The 18,042-nt window shown below is 64.6% G+C and carries 20 protein-coding genes; 11 read left to right on the top strand and 9 right to left on the bottom strand.

From position 1 onward, the window contains the following. Positions 1 to 36: 36 nt before the first annotated feature. From AC4QBL_RS01585 to AC4QBL_RS01575, 3 genes are read left to right on the top strand one after another with little or no spacing between them, the layout of a single operon-like run. Entirely contained in the window at positions 37 to 414 is a 378-nt protein-coding gene (locus tag AC4QBL_RS01585; protein ID WP_472906737.1) for a type II toxin-antitoxin system RelE/ParE family toxin, read from the top strand. Next, a complete protein-coding gene (locus AC4QBL_RS01580) occupies positions 404 to 742 on the top strand; it encodes a helix-turn-helix domain-containing protein (protein ID WP_472906738.1) in 339 nt (112 codons plus the stop codon). The genes AC4QBL_RS01585 and AC4QBL_RS01580 overlap by 11 nt, the downstream gene beginning before the upstream one ends. Continuing rightward, entirely contained in the window at positions 743 to 1,804 is a 1,062-nt protein-coding gene (locus AC4QBL_RS01575) for a histone deacetylase family protein (protein WP_472906739.1), read from the top strand. Between the two features lie 103 nt (positions 1,805 to 1,907). On the opposite strand, the gene AC4QBL_RS01570 is transcribed toward AC4QBL_RS01575, so the two are convergent. Together AC4QBL_RS01570 and AC4QBL_RS01565 are read right to left on the bottom strand one after the other, a co-directional pair. Then, positions 1,908 to 2,456, bottom strand: coding sequence for a DUF3455 domain-containing protein (locus AC4QBL_RS01570; RefSeq protein ID WP_472906740.1), 549 nt, complete (start codon positions 2,454 to 2,456; stop codon positions 1,908 to 1,910). 88 nt (positions 2,457 to 2,544) lie between these two features. After that, entirely contained in the window at positions 2,545 to 3,144 is a 600-nt protein-coding gene (locus tag AC4QBL_RS01565; RefSeq protein ID WP_472906741.1) for a ferritin-like domain-containing protein, read from the bottom strand. 249 nt (positions 3,145 to 3,393) lie between these two features. Between AC4QBL_RS01565 and AC4QBL_RS01560 the strand changes: the two genes are divergently transcribed. The 5 genes from AC4QBL_RS01560 (at position 3,394) to AC4QBL_RS01540 (ending at position 7,119) form a co-directional block, all read left to right on the top strand. Further along, positions 3,394 to 4,341, top strand: coding sequence for a DUF3034 family protein (locus tag AC4QBL_RS01560; protein ID WP_472906742.1), 948 nt, complete (start codon positions 3,394 to 3,396; stop codon positions 4,339 to 4,341). Positions 4,342 to 4,393: 52 nt separating this feature from the next. After that, on the top strand, positions 4,394 to 4,885 hold the full coding sequence (locus tag AC4QBL_RS01555; RefSeq protein ID WP_472906743.1) for a group I truncated hemoglobin: 492 nt from the start codon (positions 4,394 to 4,396) through the stop codon (positions 4,883 to 4,885). An 11-nt stretch (positions 4,886 to 4,896) separates the two neighbouring features. After that, entirely contained in the window at positions 4,897 to 5,553 is a 657-nt protein-coding gene (locus AC4QBL_RS01550; RefSeq protein WP_472906744.1) for a cupredoxin domain-containing protein, read from the top strand. A gap of 68 nt (positions 5,554 to 5,621) precedes the next feature. After that, the gene (locus AC4QBL_RS01545) at positions 5,622 to 6,194 is read left to right on the top strand and encodes a sigma-70 family RNA polymerase sigma factor (RefSeq protein WP_472906745.1); all 573 of its coding nucleotides are present in this window, start codon (positions 5,622 to 5,624) and stop codon (positions 6,192 to 6,194) included. 145 nt (positions 6,195 to 6,339) lie between these two features. Then, positions 6,340 to 7,119, top strand: coding sequence for an anti-sigma factor (locus AC4QBL_RS01540; RefSeq protein ID WP_472906746.1), 780 nt, complete (start codon positions 6,340 to 6,342; stop codon positions 7,117 to 7,119). A gap of 149 nt (positions 7,120 to 7,268) precedes the next feature. Here the strand turns inward: AC4QBL_RS01540 and queF are convergent, their stop codons facing one another. From queF to yaaA, 4 genes are all read right to left on the bottom strand, one after another. Further along, entirely contained in the window at positions 7,269 to 8,120 is an 852-nt protein-coding gene (queF, locus tag AC4QBL_RS01535; protein WP_472906747.1) for an NADPH-dependent 7-cyano-7-deazaguanine reductase QueF, read from the bottom strand. Continuing rightward, a complete protein-coding gene (locus AC4QBL_RS01530) occupies positions 8,011 to 9,042 on the bottom strand; it encodes an alpha/beta fold hydrolase (RefSeq protein ID WP_472906748.1) in 1,032 nt (343 codons plus the stop codon). Before AC4QBL_RS01530 ends, queF begins: the two co-directional genes overlap by 110 nt. 67 nt (positions 9,043 to 9,109) lie before the next feature. Next, the gene (locus tag AC4QBL_RS01525; RefSeq protein ID WP_472906749.1) at positions 9,110 to 9,958 is read right to left on the bottom strand and encodes a 2OG-Fe(II) oxygenase; all 849 of its coding nucleotides are present in this window, start codon (positions 9,956 to 9,958) and stop codon (positions 9,110 to 9,112) included. 42 nt (positions 9,959 to 10,000) lie between these two features. Continuing rightward, positions 10,001 to 10,777, bottom strand: coding sequence for a peroxide stress protein YaaA (yaaA, locus tag AC4QBL_RS01520; protein WP_472906750.1), 777 nt, complete (start codon positions 10,775 to 10,777; stop codon positions 10,001 to 10,003). On the opposite strand from yaaA, the gene AC4QBL_RS01515 reads away from it, so the two are divergent. Continuing rightward, a complete protein-coding gene (locus AC4QBL_RS01515) occupies positions 10,776 to 11,492 on the top strand; it encodes a pseudouridine synthase (RefSeq protein ID WP_472906751.1) in 717 nt (238 codons plus the stop codon). The genes yaaA and AC4QBL_RS01515 overlap by 2 nt on opposite strands. On the opposite strand, the gene AC4QBL_RS01510 is transcribed toward AC4QBL_RS01515, so the two are convergent. The 3 genes from AC4QBL_RS01510 to AC4QBL_RS01500 form a co-directional block, all read right to left on the bottom strand. Next, entirely contained in the window at positions 11,489 to 12,079 is a 591-nt protein-coding gene (locus AC4QBL_RS01510; protein ID WP_472906752.1) for a DUF3501 family protein, read from the bottom strand. The genes AC4QBL_RS01515 and AC4QBL_RS01510 overlap by 4 nt on opposite strands. Before the next feature lie 64 nt (positions 12,080 to 12,143). Then, positions 12,144 to 13,493, bottom strand: a complete 1,350-nt coding sequence (locus tag AC4QBL_RS01505; RefSeq protein WP_472906753.1) for a (Fe-S)-binding protein — start codon at positions 13,491 to 13,493, stop codon at positions 12,144 to 12,146. A 192-nt stretch (positions 13,494 to 13,685) separates the two neighbouring features. Beyond that, entirely contained in the window at positions 13,686 to 14,108 is a 423-nt protein-coding gene (locus AC4QBL_RS01500) for a rubrerythrin family protein (protein ID WP_069048731.1), read from the bottom strand. Between the two features lie 302 nt (positions 14,109 to 14,410). Here AC4QBL_RS01500 and AC4QBL_RS01495 point away from each other — a divergent pair, with 302 nt between their 5' ends. Further along, a complete protein-coding gene (locus AC4QBL_RS01495; RefSeq protein ID WP_472901327.1) occupies positions 14,411 to 15,022 on the top strand; it encodes a VOC family protein in 612 nt (203 codons plus the stop codon). A 100-nt stretch (positions 15,023 to 15,122) separates the two neighbouring features. Further along, positions 15,123 to 18,029: a valine--tRNA ligase gene (locus tag AC4QBL_RS01490; RefSeq protein ID WP_472906754.1), complete on the top strand. Its 2,907-nt coding sequence runs from the start codon at positions 15,123 to 15,125 to the stop codon at positions 18,027 to 18,029. Positions 18,030 to 18,042: the final 13 nt, after the last annotated feature.

The raw sequence follows: 18,042 nt of genomic DNA, 5'->3' as shown, positions 1-18,042 counted from the left end.
TGACTATATATGCCACCTAGTGGCATACTTTGCAGCATGAACCGCATCTTCAAAACCCGGCACTTCCAGCGCTGGATGCGCAAAACCGAACTGACCGACCAGGTTTTGTGCACCGCCGTGGCCGAAATGGTGCAAGGTCTGATCGATGCTGACCTGGGCGGTGGCGTTGTCAAGAAACGCGTGGGCTTGGCCGGTCGCGGCAAACGGGGCGGTGCCCGCACACTGGTGGCCACGAACAAGGGCTCGCGCTGGTTTTTCGTGTTCGGGTTTGAGAAGAACGACCGCGCCAACATCGACAATGACGAACGGGAAGCCCTGCAGACCCTTGCTGCCGATCTGCTGGCCCGCACACCAGCGCAGCTGACTTTGGCCGTGGAAGACGGCGCCCTCCTGGAGATTTGCAATGACCATTAAAGCCAACACCAAGACAACCAAGGTCAAGAGCCGGGTACTCGATGCCGTGCAGGAAACGGCGGCTGATCTGCACCGCCTGGGCTTCATCGACAAGCGCAAGATGGGCCAGTACGAAGCCCTGTGCATGGAGCCTATTGCCCCGTATGACAGCGAAAAGATCCGCGCATTGCGAGCGCACCTGAACCTGAGCCAATCGGTGCTGGCGGCGGTGTTGAACACGAGCACCTCCACCGTGCGCAAGTGGGAGTTGGGCGACAAGCACCCGAGCGGGCCGTCGCTCAAGCTGCTTGATTTGCTTGAACGCAAAGGACTGGAAGCGGTGCTGTAAATGAAAACCTTCCACAACCCCCACCACGCCCTGCACCAGGGGCGCGAAGAGATGTTCCGCGGCCGCATGGTGCCGTGCCACGAAGTGCCGGCGCGGCTGGACTTTGTGTTGGCCGAGCTGCAGCGCCGCCCGCTGGGCGAACTGCTCACGCCCGCGCTGAACGACGCCGAGCTCGACGCGGCGATTGCCCGCGTGCACGCCCCGCGCTACACGCAGTTTCTGGTCGGCGCCTGGGACGAATGGGTGGCCATGGACCCGGCGAACGCGCAGCGCGACGCCCTGCCCTCGGTGTGGCCCCTGGGCAACCGCCACGCTTTTCGCACCGACGTGCTGCCCGCCAACTTTGCAGCGCGCCTGGGCCTGTTTTCGTTTGACTCGGGTTCTCCGCTGATGGCCGGCACCTGGACGGCGGCGCGTGGGGGTGCCGCGTGTGCGCTGGCGGCGGCGCACGAGGTGCTGGGCGGTGCGCGCAGCGCGTTTGCGCTCACCCGCCCGCCCGGCCACCACGCGGGGGCCGACTTTTTTGGCGGCTACTGTTTTCTGAACAACGCCGCTGTGGCCGCACAGGCCCTGCGCGACGGTGGCCGGCAGCGCGTGGCGGTGATGGACGTGGACTACCACCACGGCAACGGCACGCAGACCATTTTTTACGAACGCGGTGACGTGCTCACGGTGTCGATTCATGGTGACCCGGCCACCGAGTACCCGTTTTTCCTGGGCCATGCGGACGAGCGCGGCGCGGGTGCGGGCGAAGGTTTCAACCTGAACCTGCCGCTGCCACGCGGCACGAACTTCACCACCTGGCGCGCCGCCCTCGGCCGTGCGCTGGACGCGGTGACTGCCTTCAAAGCCGACGCGCTGGTGGTGCCCATGGGGCTGGACACGTTTGAAGGCGACCCGATTTCTGGCTTCACGCTGCAAAGCGCGGACTACCTTGCCGTGGGCGAGGCACTGGCCAGCGCCGGCCTGCCCACGGTGTTCACGTTTGAAGGCGGCTACGCGGTGGACGCGGTGGGCACCAACGCGGTGAACCTGCTGGAAGGCTTCCGCCGCGCGGTGTGAACGCCTGAACCGTTCGGGCTGAGCCTGTCGAAGCCAGCACAGCGAAAGCCCTTCGACAGGCTCAGGGCGAACGGTGTGTTTTCGGCACCCGCGCTGTCTTCGATCAGACAGCCTTCCAGAAGATGTAGTCGGCCTGGTACTTGACGATTTCCTTGCTGCCCATCTTGCTGCCATCGCACAGCATGGCCGGGGCGATGCCGCCTTGTGTGGCCACGCGCTGGATGTAGCTCACGCCCTGCATGGCGCCCAAGCCCATCGCAGGGGTGGCCTTCACCAGCTGCAGCGGGATGTTGCCCGTGCCGCCCGGCGCCACAGTCAGCTGGGTGGCGGTGACTTTGGAGCCGTCCAGGCTCGCCCAGGTGGCGGGCGGGCCGTAGTAGGTGCCCACTTGCTGGCCGCTGCGGCCCATCAGCTTCGCGTCGGGGCCGACAAACACCCACTCATGCCCGGCGGCGTCTTTCTTCGCCCGGCATTCGTAGGTGATCTGGCCCACGCCCACGGTTTCCATGGCGACCTTGTGGCCGGCGGGCACCTGCACGGCCGCAGGCAGGCTGGCCTGCGAAAACATCATGGGGGCGGGCGCGCTCATGTTGGAGGCACAGGCAGACAGGGCGAGGGCTGCGGTGGCGGCCAGGGTGGTTTTAATGAACATGGAATAACTCCTCGGTGGCTTGGTTGAAAAAACGCGGGTGACGGGAAACAAGGTGGGCCGGCCAGCGGCCGATCCTTGAAGACAAAAATCAGGCGCCGAACGAGAGGGCACCGGCGGGCAGCGGGCGGCCCAGCGCGTTGTTCAAAATCGTGAAATGCATGGTTTCGTCCGCTGCCAGGCGCGCAGCCACTTTGGCCAGATCGCGGTTGCCCAGCGATGGAATGACGCTCAAGTAAGCGTTGGTGGCGCCCAGCTCCAGGCGGGCGGCCAGGTCGAGCACATCGGCCTGGCTTTTCAATGCGCCGGCATTCAGCGCTTTGGCGTAAGCGGCGAGCGTCATCTCGGCCACCGGCTGGCCACCCAGCTTCTGGATGGTGGCCACCAGGGCGTCGCGGTGGGTTTTGTGGTGGCCCTGGAACTGCACGGCGATGTCGAGCACCGGCTTTTGCAGCAGGCCGCTGCCGGCACCGAGCTGGTAGGCGTTGATGGCTTCGTGCTCCAGGCCCAGCGCCACGTTGAGGATGGCCACGTCTTTGGACGTGTCGGCGTTCATGCCCTGGGCGAGCACGTCTTTGCCGGCGAGCAGGGCCACGGCCACGGCTGACAGCGCGCCGCCACTGCGCATGAAACTGCGGCGCGATGCGGGCGTTGCGATGAGGGAAGAAGACACGGTGGTGATGTTGGACATGGTTTTTTCCTGTGAAGCGTGGGTTTGAACGAAAGGACAAGCTGGGAAAGCAGCCGGTGTACCGATGGGGGTTGTTGCAGCACCGACGTTGTGGATACGCAGCCGGGCAACGCTTTGGATTCACAAACCCCTTCAAGCCAAAGGGATTTAGGCGCCGCTGAATCCAGTCGCCGCCGGGCTGCGTAGTCAGCAAGCCAGATGCACTGGCGGCTCTTCAGCCCCTCACTTTTCAAACAAACACCACACGCCATGACACACACACCGACCGCTCCTTTTCGCCTGCCACGGCCCCTGGCCCTGCTGCCCCTGGCTGCTGCGTTGCTCGCAGCCGCGCCCGCCCACGCCGACACCGGCAAGCTGCTGCTGACCGGGGGCGTGAGCACGGTCGAAGGCGTCGCTGGCGGTGGCCTCACGCCTTGGGCTGTGATCGGCAGCCAGGCCACCGAAGGCGAGACCGGTGTGTCCGCCTTCATCAGCCGTGCCACTACGCAGGACTACGGCCTGACCGTGGCGGGCGCGGCGGTGGGCATCAACGACCGGGTAGAGCTGTCCATTGCGCGGCAAGACTTCAACACCGGTATCACCGGAACCCTGCTGGGCTTGCCGGGGCTGCACCTGAAGCAGAACATCGTGGGCGCCAAAGTGCGCGTGGCCGGTGATGCGGTGCTGGACAGCGACACCCTGATGCCGCAAATTGCCGTGGGCGTGCAAGTGAAAAGCCTTCAGCGCAGCGGGCTGGACGGCACGCTGGACGCCCTGGGCGCCGAGCGCGACGGCGTGGACGTGTATGTGAGCGCTACCAAGCTGTTTCTGGCGCAAGGCCTGCTGGTGAACGGCACGCTGCGCGCCACCCGCGCCAACCAGAACGGCCTGCTGGGCCATGGCGCAAGGCTCGGCGGCGCAGACAACGGCTACGAACTGCAGCCCGAAATTTCGGTGGCCTACCTGCTCAGCCGCAACGTGGCGGTGGGCTTTGAATACCGCGCCATGCCCAACAAGCTGCAGCGCGCGGGCGCCGCCGCCGGCCTGGGCAATGGCCTGCGCGCCGACGACTGGAAGGACATTTTCATTGCCTGGGCACCGAACAAAAACCTGTCGCTCACCGCCGCCTACGTGGACCTGGGTCGCATTGTGCCCGCCACCACCAACAACAAAAAGCAGACCGGCGTGTACCTCTCAGCCCAGGTCGCTTTTTGACCTGTGCCACCACGCCAGCCCGCCCGATCACCTCCTTTTTTGAACCCACCCCATGAAAACCTTCATCACCTCTGCCGCCCTCACCTTGCTCGCCATGGGCAGCGGCCACGCCCTGGCCCAGTCGATGGCTCTGAAAGCCCCGGCCCCGGCCGCCTCGCCCGCCAGCGCCTACCCCATGGCACCGGCCGCTGGCTTGTACCAGGCCTTTGGCGAACAAGCCGGCATCCGCGCCCTGATGGACGATTTTGTGGTGCGTCTCAAGGCCGACCCGCGCATCGGTGACCAGTTCAAAGACACCCAACTCGACAACCTGGCCAAGCAACTGACCGACCAGGTGTGCCAGCTCGCAGGCGGCCCATGTGTGTACCAAGGCCCCGACATGAAGGAAGCCCACGCCAACATGGATGTGACCCGCAGCCACTTCAATGCGCTGGTCGAGGTGCTGCAAGTGAGCATGAACGCGCGCGGTATGGCTTTCACCCGCCAAAACCAGTTGCTGGCGCTGCTGGCGCCCATGCACCGCGATGTGGTCAACGCACGCTGAAGGCCGCTGCCATGCAAAACTTTTTGAAACCGATCCACGCACTCGCCTGGCTCGCGCTGGCAGGCGCAGCGCAGGCGGCCACGGTACAGGTCACGGTGCTGGCCCGGGACGGCAAACCCCTGGCCGACGCGGTGGTGGTGCTGGAGCCCGCCAGCGGGCAAGCGCTGCGCGCGCCGGCGCCGGTGCAGGCCACCATCACCCAGCAAAAAATGCAGTTTTCGCCTGCGGTCAGCGTGCTGCCGGTGGGCTCGCGCGTGCGCTTCACCAACCAGGACCGCTGGGAACACCATGTGCGCGGCACACCCGCCGGCCTGGCGGGCCTGAACGCTCCCGCGCAAGCGGGGTTTGAACTGCGGCTGGCCGGCCAGCTGGAAGGCCAAGAACCCAGCAGCGCCGACGTGACGCTGGACAAAGCCGGCGCCTTCCAGCTGGGCTGCCACCTGCACGGCTCCATGCGCGGTTTTGTGTACGTGGCCAACACGCCCTGGGCGGTAAAGACCGGGGCCGACGGCGTGGCGATGCTGCAAGACGTGCCCGAAGGCGCGGCGCGCGTGCGCGTGTGGCACGCCGACCAGCTGCTGGAGCTGCCAGCCACCAGCATCCGCGTGTTGCCCGTGACCGCGCTCAGCGTGCCCACCCAGGTGGTGCCGCGCCGGCGCCGTTTGTGATGGGCTGGCTGGGTGGGTGGCCCGCCTGGGCGCCAGCAAAAGCGGAGGGCTTCCCGCACAATGCGCCCATGCAAGACGAACCCGATGCACAACTCATGGGGCTGCTGGACCGCGTGGCCCAGCGCGACGAGGCCGCGCTCAAGGCGCTGTACGACCTGACCTCGGGCAAGCTGTACGGCCTGTCGCTGCGGGTGGTGCGCAACAACGAGTGGGCCGAAGACGCACTGCAAGACACGTTTTTGCAGATCTGGCGCACCGCACCCGACTACCGAGCGAGCCTGAGCCCGCCCATGGCCTGGCTGGGCCTGATCGTGCGCAGCCGCTCGCTGGACCTGCTGCGCCGGCGCAAGGCCGAGCGCGAACACCTGACCGACGAGATCGACGACGCCATGGCCGACACGCTGGCCGGCGATGCGCCCAACCCCATGGACACCAGCCTGGCCAGCCAGCAGGCCTGGGCGCTGCACCAGTGCCTGGGCCGGCTGGACAACAAACAGCGCGAGGTGGTGAGCCTGGCTTACCTGCGCGACCTGAGCCACGGTGAACTGGCCGAGCAGCTGCGGTTGCCACTGGGCACGGTAAAAACCTGGATACGGCGCGGGCTGGACCAGTTGCGCCACTGTATGGCAGGGTTTGCATGAACACCCCCCGCGCCGCTTCGCGTCACCCCCCTCAAGGGGGGCGGCACTGGCCGTCCGGCGGAGCCGGCCCGGCGGTGCCCTTGGATTGGGACACTTCGTGCGGTGCGCAAGACGCTCCGGTGCCGAGAGAAATTGAAACCTATTTATGAACCTGTTGCAACACCCTGAGCTGTTGGACCGTCTGGCCAGCGCCTACGCGCTGGGCACGCTGCGTGGTGGCGCGCGCCGCCGGTTTGAAACCCTGGCCCGCGAACAGGCACCGGTGCGTGCGGCCGCGCTCATCTGGCAAAGCCGCGTGGCCAGCATGAACGAGCTGCAAAACCCCACCACTCCGCCCCCGGCCGTGTGGACGCGCATTGACAACCTGGTGCGCGCCAATGGCGAGCAAGCGGCCATGGCCGCCGCCCGCGCCCTGGCCGCCAAGCCCGCGCCGGGCGGCTGGCTGCGCAGCCTGGCGCTGTGGCGTGGCACCACCGCCGCTGGCGCGCTGGCCACGGTGCTGGCGGTGGTCACCGCCGTGGGCCTGCGCGACAACCTGGGCGCGCAGATCGGTGAACTGCAAGCGCAGCTGTCGGCCCAGCCGCAGATCGAATACGTGGCGGTGCTCAACGACGACCAGGCCAGCGCGTCGATGCTGGTCACGTTTGACCCGAAGAACGGCCGCCTGACGCTCCAACGCGTGGGCGGCTACCAGGAAGCGGCCGACAAGTCGCTGCAGCTGTGGGCCTTGCCACCCGCCGGCGGCCCACGCTCACTGGGCGTGCTGAGCCCGGACAAGCTGCTGCAACTGGCCGCCGACCAGCGCGACGTGCGCGAAGTGCCCACGCTGGCCATCAGCCTGGAGCCCAAAGGCGGCGTGCCAAGCGAAACCGGCCCCACCGGGCCGGTGTTGTTCAAGGGTGCGCTGATTCAGAAAATGCTTTGAGATGGCTCCCCCCCCGCCGCGCTGCGCGCGACCCCCTCAAGGGGGCGGCACTGGCCGTCCGGCAAAGCCGGCCCGGCGGTGCCCTGGATGGGGCTGGCTCAGGTGTCGCGGGTGACGCTCCGGCTGCTTAAAAAACCGGGTTCCAGCGACTACTGCCGCGCCGTGCGCACATTGGCCGGCGGCAGCTGCGGATGGCTGCTGCGCCAGGGGTTGATGTCGAGCCCGCCGCGGCGGGTGTAACGCGCGTAGACCATGAGCTTGGCGGGTTTGCAGCGGGCCATGATGTCCATGTACATGCGCTCCACGCACTGCTCATGAAATTCGTTGTGGTTGCGAAAGCTCACGATGTATTGCAGCAGCCCCGCCTGGTCGATCTGCGGGCCGCTGTAACGGATCTGCACCGTGCCCCAGTCGGGCTGGCCGGTCACCAGACAGTTGCTTTTCAGCAGGTCACTCACCAGCGTTTCTTCCACCGGCTTTTCGTGCAGCGCGGCGCTCAGCAGCTCGGGTGCAGGCTGGTAGTGCGTGCATTCCACGTCGAGCCGGTCAATGCACAGGCCGTCCAGTTCCTGCACCGGTTCGCAGTCAAACAGCTCGGGCAGCAGCAGGCGCACACCCGCGGTGATCTGCACCGGGCCACCGTGCCAGATGGTGGCACTGATGTCGTTGCGCATGCGCTCGCGCACCGCGTCGGCGCTCTCAAACCGGGTGTTGTTCAGACTGTTCAGGTACAGCTTGAACGACTTGCTCTCAACAATGTGTGTGCTCTCGCAGGGAATGGTGATGTGGGCCAGCGCCACCTGGGGCTTGCCGCGCAGGTTGAGCCAGCTGAGCTCAAACGCGGTCCACATATCAGCGCCCAGAAACGGTACGCTGCCGGCAATGCCAATTTCACGCCGCTTGGCCTCGCGCGGCAGCGGGTACAGCAACGACGCGTCGTACTGGTCGATGTAGGCCGAGGCTTTGCCCAGCTGGGAGTATTCGGGGGTGTTGGCGTTCATGCTGGGTCGGGTGCGGTTGCAGCGTTGAGGTGCGGAACAATGTGTTGGGCGAGCAGCGCGGCCACGCCGGGCGGCCAGGCAGCGCGGCCACGCCGGGCGGCCAGTCGTGGCCCATGCCCTGAATGGCTTCAAAACGAGCGCCGGGAATGCGCGCCGCCGTGTCTTGGCCGCAGGCCATGGGCACCAGCGGGTCGGCCGCGCCGTGAATAACCAGGCTGGGACAGACGATCCGCGGCAACAAGGTGTGGCGCTGGCGGTCGGTCATGATGGCCAGCAACTGGCGCGACACGCCGGCCCGGTGGTAGCTGCGGTTCACGCCGTCCAGCAGGTGCTGGCGAAACACGGGCATGTCTTGCGGGTAGGCGGGGCTGCCAATGAGCCGAAAAATGTCGAGCGTATGGTCCACCACGTCTTCGGGTGACTGGCTTTTGGGCCGGGTGACCATGGCGCGCGATACCTCGGGGCTGGGGCCGGGCAGGCCCGGTGCGCCGCTGGAGCTCATGACGCTGGTGAGGCTGAGCACACGCTCGGGCGCAGTGGCCGCGATGCGCTGCGACACCATGCCGCCCATGGACACGCCGACCACATGCGCGCGCGCCACGCCCAGCGCGTCCAGAATGCCGAGCGCGTCTTGCGCCATGTCTTGCAAGGTGTAGGCTGAGCGCAGCCGCAAGCCCAGACGCGACTTGACGAACTGCCACAGCAGGTTGGGCTCGCCCAGCGCGTCCAGGTGGCTGGACAAACCGATGTCGCGGTTGTCGTAGCGGATCACGCGGTAGCCCGCGTTCACCAGCGCCGTCAACAAACGCTCGGGCCAGGCGGTGAGCTGCATGCCCAGGCCCATGGTGAGCAGCACCGCCGGGGCGCTGTCGTGGCCGGCGGTTTCAACTTCAAAACGCAAGCCGTTGCTGGCAACTTTCATGGGGTTCCTGAGCGCCATGCAGGGGCGGTTGGGTGCAGACAGCGCTTCACATGGGGGCGCGGCGCTGTCATTCAAACACACGCTCGCGCAACCACTTGGTGGCCACCCACTTCTCCCCTTCGATCACCGGGGCGCCGCCGTGCAGCGTGCCGGTGGCGGGGTGCGGGCGGTCGTAGCTGAAAAACACCGCGTTGCCACGCACCGGGGCCACTTCCAGCCCCACGTCCGGGAAGATGGTGCCGCCGCCACGTGCCGGCTCGCTCAGGTACATCACCAGCGTGGCCACCCGCTGCCCGCCGCGGCGCAAGATGGTCGGCGTACCCGGCTCGGCCGGGTCAAAGTAGTCGTAATGCGGCTTGTATTGCGCACCAGCACCGTAGCGCAGCACCTGCATGCCTTCGCCATGGTCCACCGGCCAGTTCAGCAGCCGGCCAATGCGGGCTTCGATGCGCGTGAGCAGTTCACTCTCGCCCCGGCTAAAAAACATGCCCTGGCTGGTGCGGTCGGGATTGAGCTCTTCGCCACCGGTCTGCGTCTGCACCGTGAGCGAACGTGCCAGCCGCGGGCGCGCCGCCGCCACCAGCGCGTCGCACTCGTCTGCGCTCAGCAGATTGCCCAGCACCACCACACGCGGCGTCGCCAGCGTGGCAATCACGTCCACCCAGCGGTCACCCACGTCCATCTGGCGGGGCGACCGAGCCAAGTCCAGGTCGGGCAGACGCTGGGCCGGCAAGCGGGCAGAGGCTGCTGCGCGCTGGCGCTGCTGTTCGTCCCATTCGCTCTCCAGCGCCAGAGCGGCGGTCTCAGGTTGCCAGCCGGCCTTCAGCAAGGCGTCCAGCACCGACTGGCGGGAATGGCCCTCAGCGGCCTGTTGGGTCAGCCATTGGCGCAGTTCGGGCGTGATGATTTGGTTCATGGCGTGCATGCCTTGGCAAACAATGCAACGGTGCTCAGATGATCAGGCTTTGTGCTCGCGCCGGAACACCAGGCGGTCACTTTCAGACGCTGCGGGCACAAAGCGGTAGCCCTCCAGATCAAAACCCTTGAGCTGCTCGGGCGTGCTCAGGCGGTGTTGCACGGCGTAGCGCACCATCAAGCCGCGGGCGCGCTTGGCCATGAAGCTGATGATCTTGTAGCCGTCGCCCTTGCGCTCTTCAAACGCACAGGTCACCACCCGCGGCTTGAGCGCCTTGCGGTCCACCGACTTGAAATACTCCTCACTGGCGAGGTTGACCACCACCGGACTCAGGTCGGCCGCAGCACGCTTGTTCAGGTACTCGGCAATCTGGCTGCCCCAGAACTGGTAGAGGTTTTTGCCGTGCGCCGTGGGCAGGCGCGTGCCCATTTCCAGGCGGTAGGGCTGCATCCAGTCCAGCGGGCGCAACACGCCATACAGACCACTCAAAATGCACAGGTGCTGTTGCAGCCAGTCCAGGTCCGGCTCGGTCAGTGACTTGGCGTCCAGGCCTTCGTACACATCACCATTGAAGGCCAGCACCGCCTGCTTGGCATTGCGGGCCGTGAACTTGGGCGCCCAGGCGGCGTAGCGCGCCACGTTCAGGCCCGACAGCGGGTCCGACAGCTTCATCAGCTCGGCGATCTGCTGCGGCGACTTTTCACGCAACACCCCAATCAGCTCGGTGGCCTGCTCCACAAACAGCGGCTGGGTGTGGGTCGCCACGTGCGGCGGCGTTTCATAGTCAAGCGCTTTGGCGGGGGACAATACAAACAACATGCTGGAAATCCTTTACGTCGACGATTATCTTGCAGCGGTGAACAAACCGCCGGGCCTGCTGGTGCACCGCACCGGGCTGGACGCCGGCGAAACACGTTTTGCCCTGCAAATGCTGCGCGACCAGCTGGGCCAACCGGTGTGGCCCGCGCACCGCCTCGACAAAGGCACCAGCGGCGTGCTGCTGTTTGCGCTGAGCGCAGCCACCGCGCGCACCCTGGGCCAGGCTTTTGAAGCGGGTGACGGCCTGAACAAAACCTACCAGGCGGTGGTGCGCGGCTGGCCCGCCCCTGAGGGCTTCACCGACCACCCGCTCAAGCGCATGCCGGACGACATGCGCAGCGAGCGCGAAGAGGTGCAGACAGCACAGACGCGCTGGCGCACCCTGGAACGTTACGAACTGCCGCTGCCCCACGGCGGTTTTGAGACCACGCGCTGTGCGCTGGTCGAGCTGCAACCGCTCACCGGGCGGCGCCACCAGCTGCGCAGGCACATGAAACACATTGCCCACCCCATCTTGGGCGATGCCACCCACGGCAAAGGTCCGCTGAACCGTGCCGTGGCCGAGTGGCTGGGTCTGCAGCGCCTGTGGCTGCACGCACGCACGCTGTCACTCAAACACCCCACGACCGGTGAGCCGCTGCACATCGAGGCCACGCCCGACGCGTCATGGTCTGCCTGGCCGGCCGGGTCGGCCCGGAGCGCCGAGCAGGCTTAGCGCAAGTCGCCAGCCAGGCTGGTCAGGGTTTCGGGCGGAATTTGCATGTGCGCCGGGTAGTGGGTGTGGTCGCAGCCCAGCTTGACCGCGCCCCCGGCCTTGACCGACGCGCACATGGCGGGCGTCAGCTCGAACCGCACAAAATGCACGGCGCTGGTTTTGACGTCGTTTTCGCGGTCCATGTCTTCGTCGGCAATCGCGTACACGCGCGCATGGCCTTCGACCTCGACAAACATGCGGTCTTCTACACCGATGAGCCGGGCCAGCTCGCGCTTGCGCTCGTTGATGTCGGTGTACTCGATCATCATGGTGGCCTTCCAGTTGCGGCCGTCAGGCACCAGCGGCGCGTAAGCCTCAATCTCTTGCTGAATGCCCTCTTCTTCAAAGACTTTTTCAATGCGCAGCATCTCCTGGATTTGGTAGCGGATGGTGGTCTCGCTCTCAAATTGCAGGTTGATGTGTTCGCCCAGCACGACGCTGCGCAGCTTGCGGTGCGCGATGATTTCGGGCTTGTGAAGCTTGCGCCACTTGGTGTAGGCCTCCAGACTCATGAGGCTCTCGGGGGTGATGTGGCCGGTCAGTTGCATGGGTTTTTCTCCAAATAAAAGCGGAAACAGGTGTCACGAAAACGCAGGCCGGCTGCCGTGTCACTCACTTCAATCCATAGGCCTTGGCCACCAGGCTGATCGGGTGCTGCAGTTCGGGCGCGCCCAGGCCGTTCACCTCGAAGCCCTGCGCAATGTGGTGCCCGCCCAGTGGGCAATCCGAGCTGATGAAATCGGGCTTGCTGCCGTCTTTCATGGTGGCCATGGCCTTGAACACCGGTTTGCCGATCTTCATGGCGGTCTGGTGGTAGGCCTTTTTCACGCCAAAGGTGCCCGCGTGGCCCGAACACCGCTCAATGGTGTTGATGGTGGTGTCGGGGATCATCTTCAGCATTTCCTCGGTCTTCTTGCCGATGTTTTGCACCCGCCCGTGGCACGGAATCTGGTAGCTCACATTGCCCAGCTTTTGCGGGAACTCGGTCTTCAGCAGGCCATCGCGCTTGCGGGCCATGAAGTATTCAAACGGGTCCCACATGTGCTCTTTCACCAGCTGGGTGTCGGCATCGTCCGGAAACATCAGCGGGATTTCCTGCTTGAACATGAGCGCGCAGCTGGGCACCGCGGCCAGAATGGCAAAACCGTCTTTCGCGTAGCGCGCCAGCACCGGAATATTGGCCTCTTTGCTGGCCTGCACCGACTCCAGGTCGCCCAGCTCCAGCTTGGGCATGCCGCAGCACTTTTCCTTGTCCACTATCACGTAAGGAATGGCGTTGTGGTCGAGCACCTTCAGCAAGTCCAGGCCAATGCCGGGCTCGTTGTAGTTGATGTAGCAGGTGGCAAAAATAGCCACCTTGCCCGGCGTCTTGGCACCATCCACCACCGCCGTGGACTGGGCTTCAGGCGTGCCGGAACGGAATTTTTTGGTGGCCAGCTCGGGCAGCCAGGCGTCTTTGTCCACGCCCGCCACGTTTTCCATGACTTTGCGCATGGTTTTGGTTTTGTTCAGCGCATTGGCCGCCTGCACCACGATGGGAATGCCCGCAAACTGGCCGTGTACGTCGGTGGAGGCCAAAAACTTTTCAGCCGCGCCCACTTCACCTTTTTTGAACTTGATGGCCTTGGCACGCAGCATGGTGTGCGGAAAGTCCAGGTTCCACTCGTGCGGCGGCGTGTAGGGGCACTTGGTCATGTAGCACAGGTCGCACATGTAACACTGGTCCACCACCTTCCAGTAGTCCTTCTTGTCAACGCCATCGACCTCCATGGTCTTGCTTTCGTCCACCAGGTCGAACAGCGTGGGGAAGGAACCGCACAAGCTCACACAGCGGCGGCATCCATGGCAAATGTCAAAAATCCGCTCCAGCTCGTCGAAACACTTTTCTTCATCGTAGAAGTCGGGGTTTTTCCAGTCCAGCGCATGCCGGGTCGGGGCTTGCAAGTTGCCTTCGGTTGCCATGTCTTGTCTCCTCGTCTGTGCGGGTTTTTCGTGGGTTTTTGAAAGCGCTCAACCAAACGCTTTCAAAAACGCCCTCCAAGAGAAGGGCAGTTCAACCCCGGGGCGCCGCGGAACTGGCTTTGCCAGGCCGCCAGCGCCGCCCCTTGAGGGGCTGAGCTGGCCACACGAAGTGGGCCAGCGATGGGGGTGGGCTCAATCCACCAGTTCGTTCAAAGCCTTCTGGTAGCGGTTGGCGTGCGAACGCTCGGCCTTGGCCAGCGTCTCAAACCAGTCGGCCACCTCGTCAAAGCCCTCTTCACGCGCGGTCTTGGCCATGCCAGGGTACATGTCGGTGTACTCGTGGGTTTCGCCCGCCACGGCCGACGCCAGGTTGTCGCGGGTGGAGCCAATCGGCATGCCGGTGGCCGGGTCGCCAGACTGCTCCAGAAACTCCAGGTGACCATGGGCGTGACCGGTTTCACCTTCAGCGGTGGAGCGGAACAGCGCGGCCACGTCGTTTTGGCCTTCCACGTCGGCCTTGTTCGCGAAATACAGGTAGCGGCGGTTGGCCTGCGATTCGCCAGCGAAGGCGTCTTTCAGGCATTGCTCGGTTTTCGAGCCTTTCAATGCGGGCATGGTTTTATCTCCTGTTCGTGGTTGAAGAAAGACCCAACAGGCCGACCGGCAAGCGGCTGCACCCGTTGAGGCAAAACAACCTTACGCCGGGTAGGGAGGTCCGTCTAATTGTTCTGATCTATTCAACGCATTGCCACAGGCTATTGGAAAACATCAATTGATAACCATTCTCAACATCATCGACATGCACGCCAGAAACCGGCAAGCTGTGAAAGCAATTCCATGCCGCACCGTTTCTTTTTGAGAAATGCATTGCACAATGTTGAATTACATGCCGCCAATGCCGTCCTTCAGGAGCCCCCATGACCACCAGCACCTTGCCCCCTCCAGCGCCTGTACAGCAGCTGCACCACTACGCCTACCGCGCCAAAGACGCGGAGGAAACACGCCAGTTTTATGAAGACATTCTGGGTTTGCCGCTGTACCACATCATCCAGAGCGACCATGTGCCCAGCACGGGCGAGTACTGCCCGTACACCCACTTTTTCTTCCGGCTGCAAGACGGCTCGTTCATTGCCTTCTTTGACCTGGGTGACGATGTGGCCGCACTGCCCAGCCCCAACACGCCGAAGTGGGTCAACCACATCAGCTTTCGCGTGAACACCGAGCAGGAGCTGGAAAACACCAAAGCGCGGCTGCAAGCGCATGGCATTGAGGTGCTGGGCGTGACCGATCACCACATCTTCAAAAGCATTTACTTCTTTGACCCGAACGGCATCCGCCTGGAACTCACCGCCCAGCTGGCCGACGAGTTTGAAATGCTGGAAGAAAGCAAGACCGCGCACGCACGCCTGGCCGAATGGACCGCGCGCAAAGAACAGTGGCGCCGCGAGCGGGCCGAAGGCCAAGCGTCCGCACCGCTGAAGCCCCAACAAAACGACCGGCCCGAGGTGGCCGCACGCAGCCAAAGCTGACGCAGCACCCCAGGAAGATCGGTCGAATAAAATCGACCCATTCCCGAGCTTTCCCTGACGGCGCCCTTCGGAGCGCCGTTTCACTTTTTGCGCCCACCCCATGTCTGACACCCTGCACCAACCCGGCCTGCAATCCCTCTCCAAATCGTTTGAGCCCGCCGCGCTCGAAGCCCATTGGGGACCGGAATGGGAGCAACGTGGTTACGGGGCCGCGGGCTTCCGGGGCACAGGGGCACCGGTGGAAGGCGCGCCGTCGTTCGCCATTCAGCTGCCACCGCCCAATGTGACGGGCACGCTGCACATGGGGCATGCGTTCAACCAGACCATCATGGACTCGCTCACGCGCTACCACCGCATGAGCGGCGCCAACACGGTGTGGGTGCCCGGCACAGACCACGCGGGCATTGCCACGCAGATCGTGGTGGAACGCCAATTGCAAGCGCAAGGCACCAGCCGCCACGACATGGGGCCTACGCCCGCCGAGGCACGCAAGAATTTTGTGGCCAAGGTATGGGAATGGAAAGAAGAGAGCGGCAACACCATCACCACGCAAATGCGCCGCATGGGCGACAGCGTGGACTGGAGCCGCGAGTACTTCACCATGGACCCCAAGCTCAGCAGGGTCGTGACCGAGACCTTTGTGAAGCTCTACCAGCAGGGCCTGATCTACCGTGGCAAGCGCCTGGTCAACTGGGACCCGGTGCTCATGTCTGCCGTGTCCGACCTGGAAGTGGAGAGCGAAGAGGAAGACGGCTCGCTCTGGCACATCGCCTACCCGCTGGTCAATGGTTCGGGCCACCTGACCGTGGCGACCACCCGCCCCGAGACCCTGCTGGGCGACGTGGCCGTGATGGTCCACCCCGAAGACGAGCGCTACAGCGCACTCATTGGCCAATATGTGAAGCTGCCGCTGTGTGATCGAGAGATCCCGGTGATCGCCGACGACTATGTGGACCGCGCGTTTGGCACCGGGGTGGTGAAGGTCACGCCCGCGCACGACGCCAACGACTACGCGGTCGGCCAGCGCCACCAGCTACCCATCATCGGCGTGCTGCACCTCAACGCCACCATCAACGACAACGCGCCCGAAAAATACCGCGGCCTGGACCGCTTTGTGGCCCGCAAGGCCGTGGTAGCCGACCTGGAAGCCGCCGGCCTGCTGGTCGAAGTCAAAAAACACAAGCTGATGGTGCCGCGCTGCGCGCGCACCGGCCAGGTGATCGAGCCCATGCTGACCGACCAGTGGTTTGTGGCTATGACCAGCAAGGGCAATGAGCACAACACCAGCGGCACCTCCATCGCCGACAAGGCCGTAGCGGCCGTGCAGTCGGGCGAGGTGAAGTTTGTGCCCGAAAACTGGGTCAACACCTACAACCAGTGGATGAACAACATCCAGGACTGGTGCATCAGCCGCCAGCTCTGGTGGGGCCACCAGATTCCGGCCTGGTACGACGAGCAGGGCCAGGTGTATGTGGCACGCAATCTGGAAGAAGCGCAGGCCCAGGCCGGCGCCGGCAAGGTGCTCACGCGCGACGAAGACGTGCTGGACACCTGGTATTCCTCAGCGCTCGTGCCCTTCTCCACCATGGGCTGGCCCGAGCAAGGCAACACCGCGACCGACGACTACAACCTCTACCTGCCCAGCAGCGTGCTGGTCACAGGCTACGACATCATCTTTTTCTGGGTGGCCAGGATGATCATGATGACGACGCACTTCACCGGCCAGGTGCCGTTCAAGCACGTCTACATACACGGCCTGGTGCGCGACGCGCAGGGCCAGAAGATGAGCAAGAGCGAAGGCAACGTGCTGGACCCGGTCGACCTGATCGACGGCATTTCGCTGGCGCCTTTGCTTGAGAAGCGCACGACCGGCCTGCGCAAACCCGAGACCGCGCCCAAGGTGCGCAAGCAGACCGAGAAGGAATTTCCCGAGGGCATCCCGGCCTATGGCGCCGACGCGCTGCGCTTCACCTTTGCCGCACTCGCTTCGCTGGGCCGCAGCATCAACTTCGACAGCAAGCGCTGCGAGGGCTACCGCAATTTCTGCAACAAGCTCTGGAACGCCACGCGCTTCACGCTGATGAATTGCGAGGGCCAAGACTGCGGCCTGAAGGAACACACCAAGGCCGACTGCGATGTGGGCGGCACCAGCCACGGTTACCTGAGCTTCAGCCCGGCTGACCGCTGGATCACGTCCACCCTGCAGCGGGTGGAAGCTGAAGTGGCCAAGGGCTTTGCCGAATACCGGCTGGACAACGTGGCCAACACGGTCTACGACTTTGTGTGGAACGAGTTCTGTGACTGGTACCTGGAAATTGCCAAGGTGCAGATCAACACCGGCAACGCCGCGCAGCAACGCGCCACGCGCCGCACCCTCATTCGCACGCTGGAAACCATTCTGCGCCTGGCGCACCCGGTGATTCCCTTCATCACCGAAGAGCTGTGGCAGAAGGTGGCGCCCGTCGCGGGGCGCGCCGGCCCATCGGTCAGTATCGCAACTTACCCGGTAAGCCAGCCCGACCGCATTGACGAACAGGCCGAGGCACACGTGGCCAAGCTCAAGGGGCTGGTGGACGCCTGCCGCAACCTGCGCGGTGAAATGAACGTGTCACCCGCCACCCGCCTGCCGCTCTACGTGTTGGGCGACACCGTTTTCATGCAAACCGCTGGCCCTGTACTGCAGGCGCTGGCCAAGCTCAGCGAAGTGAAGGTGTTTGAAGACGAGGCCGCCTGGGCCGCTGCAGCGCAGGCCGCGCCGGTGGCGGTGGTGGGCGAGGCCCGCATGTGCCTGTTCATGGAAATTGACGTGGCCGCCGAAAAGCTGCGCCTGGGCAAGGAAGCCACCCGCCTGGAGGGCGAAATCACCAAAGCGGGCGCCAAATTGGGCAATGAGGCTTTTGTGGCCAAAGCACCACCGGCCGTGATTGAGCAAGAAAAGAAGCGGGTGGCCGACTTCACCGCCACGCTGGCCAAGGTGCGCGAGCAACTGGCCCGGCTGGGTCACTGAACACGCGGCGCTG

This window comes from Hydrogenophaga sp. L99 (assembly GCF_058731905.1).
Note: the sequence above shows the minus strand (reverse complement) of the source record. Positions and strands in the feature narration are given on the sequence as shown.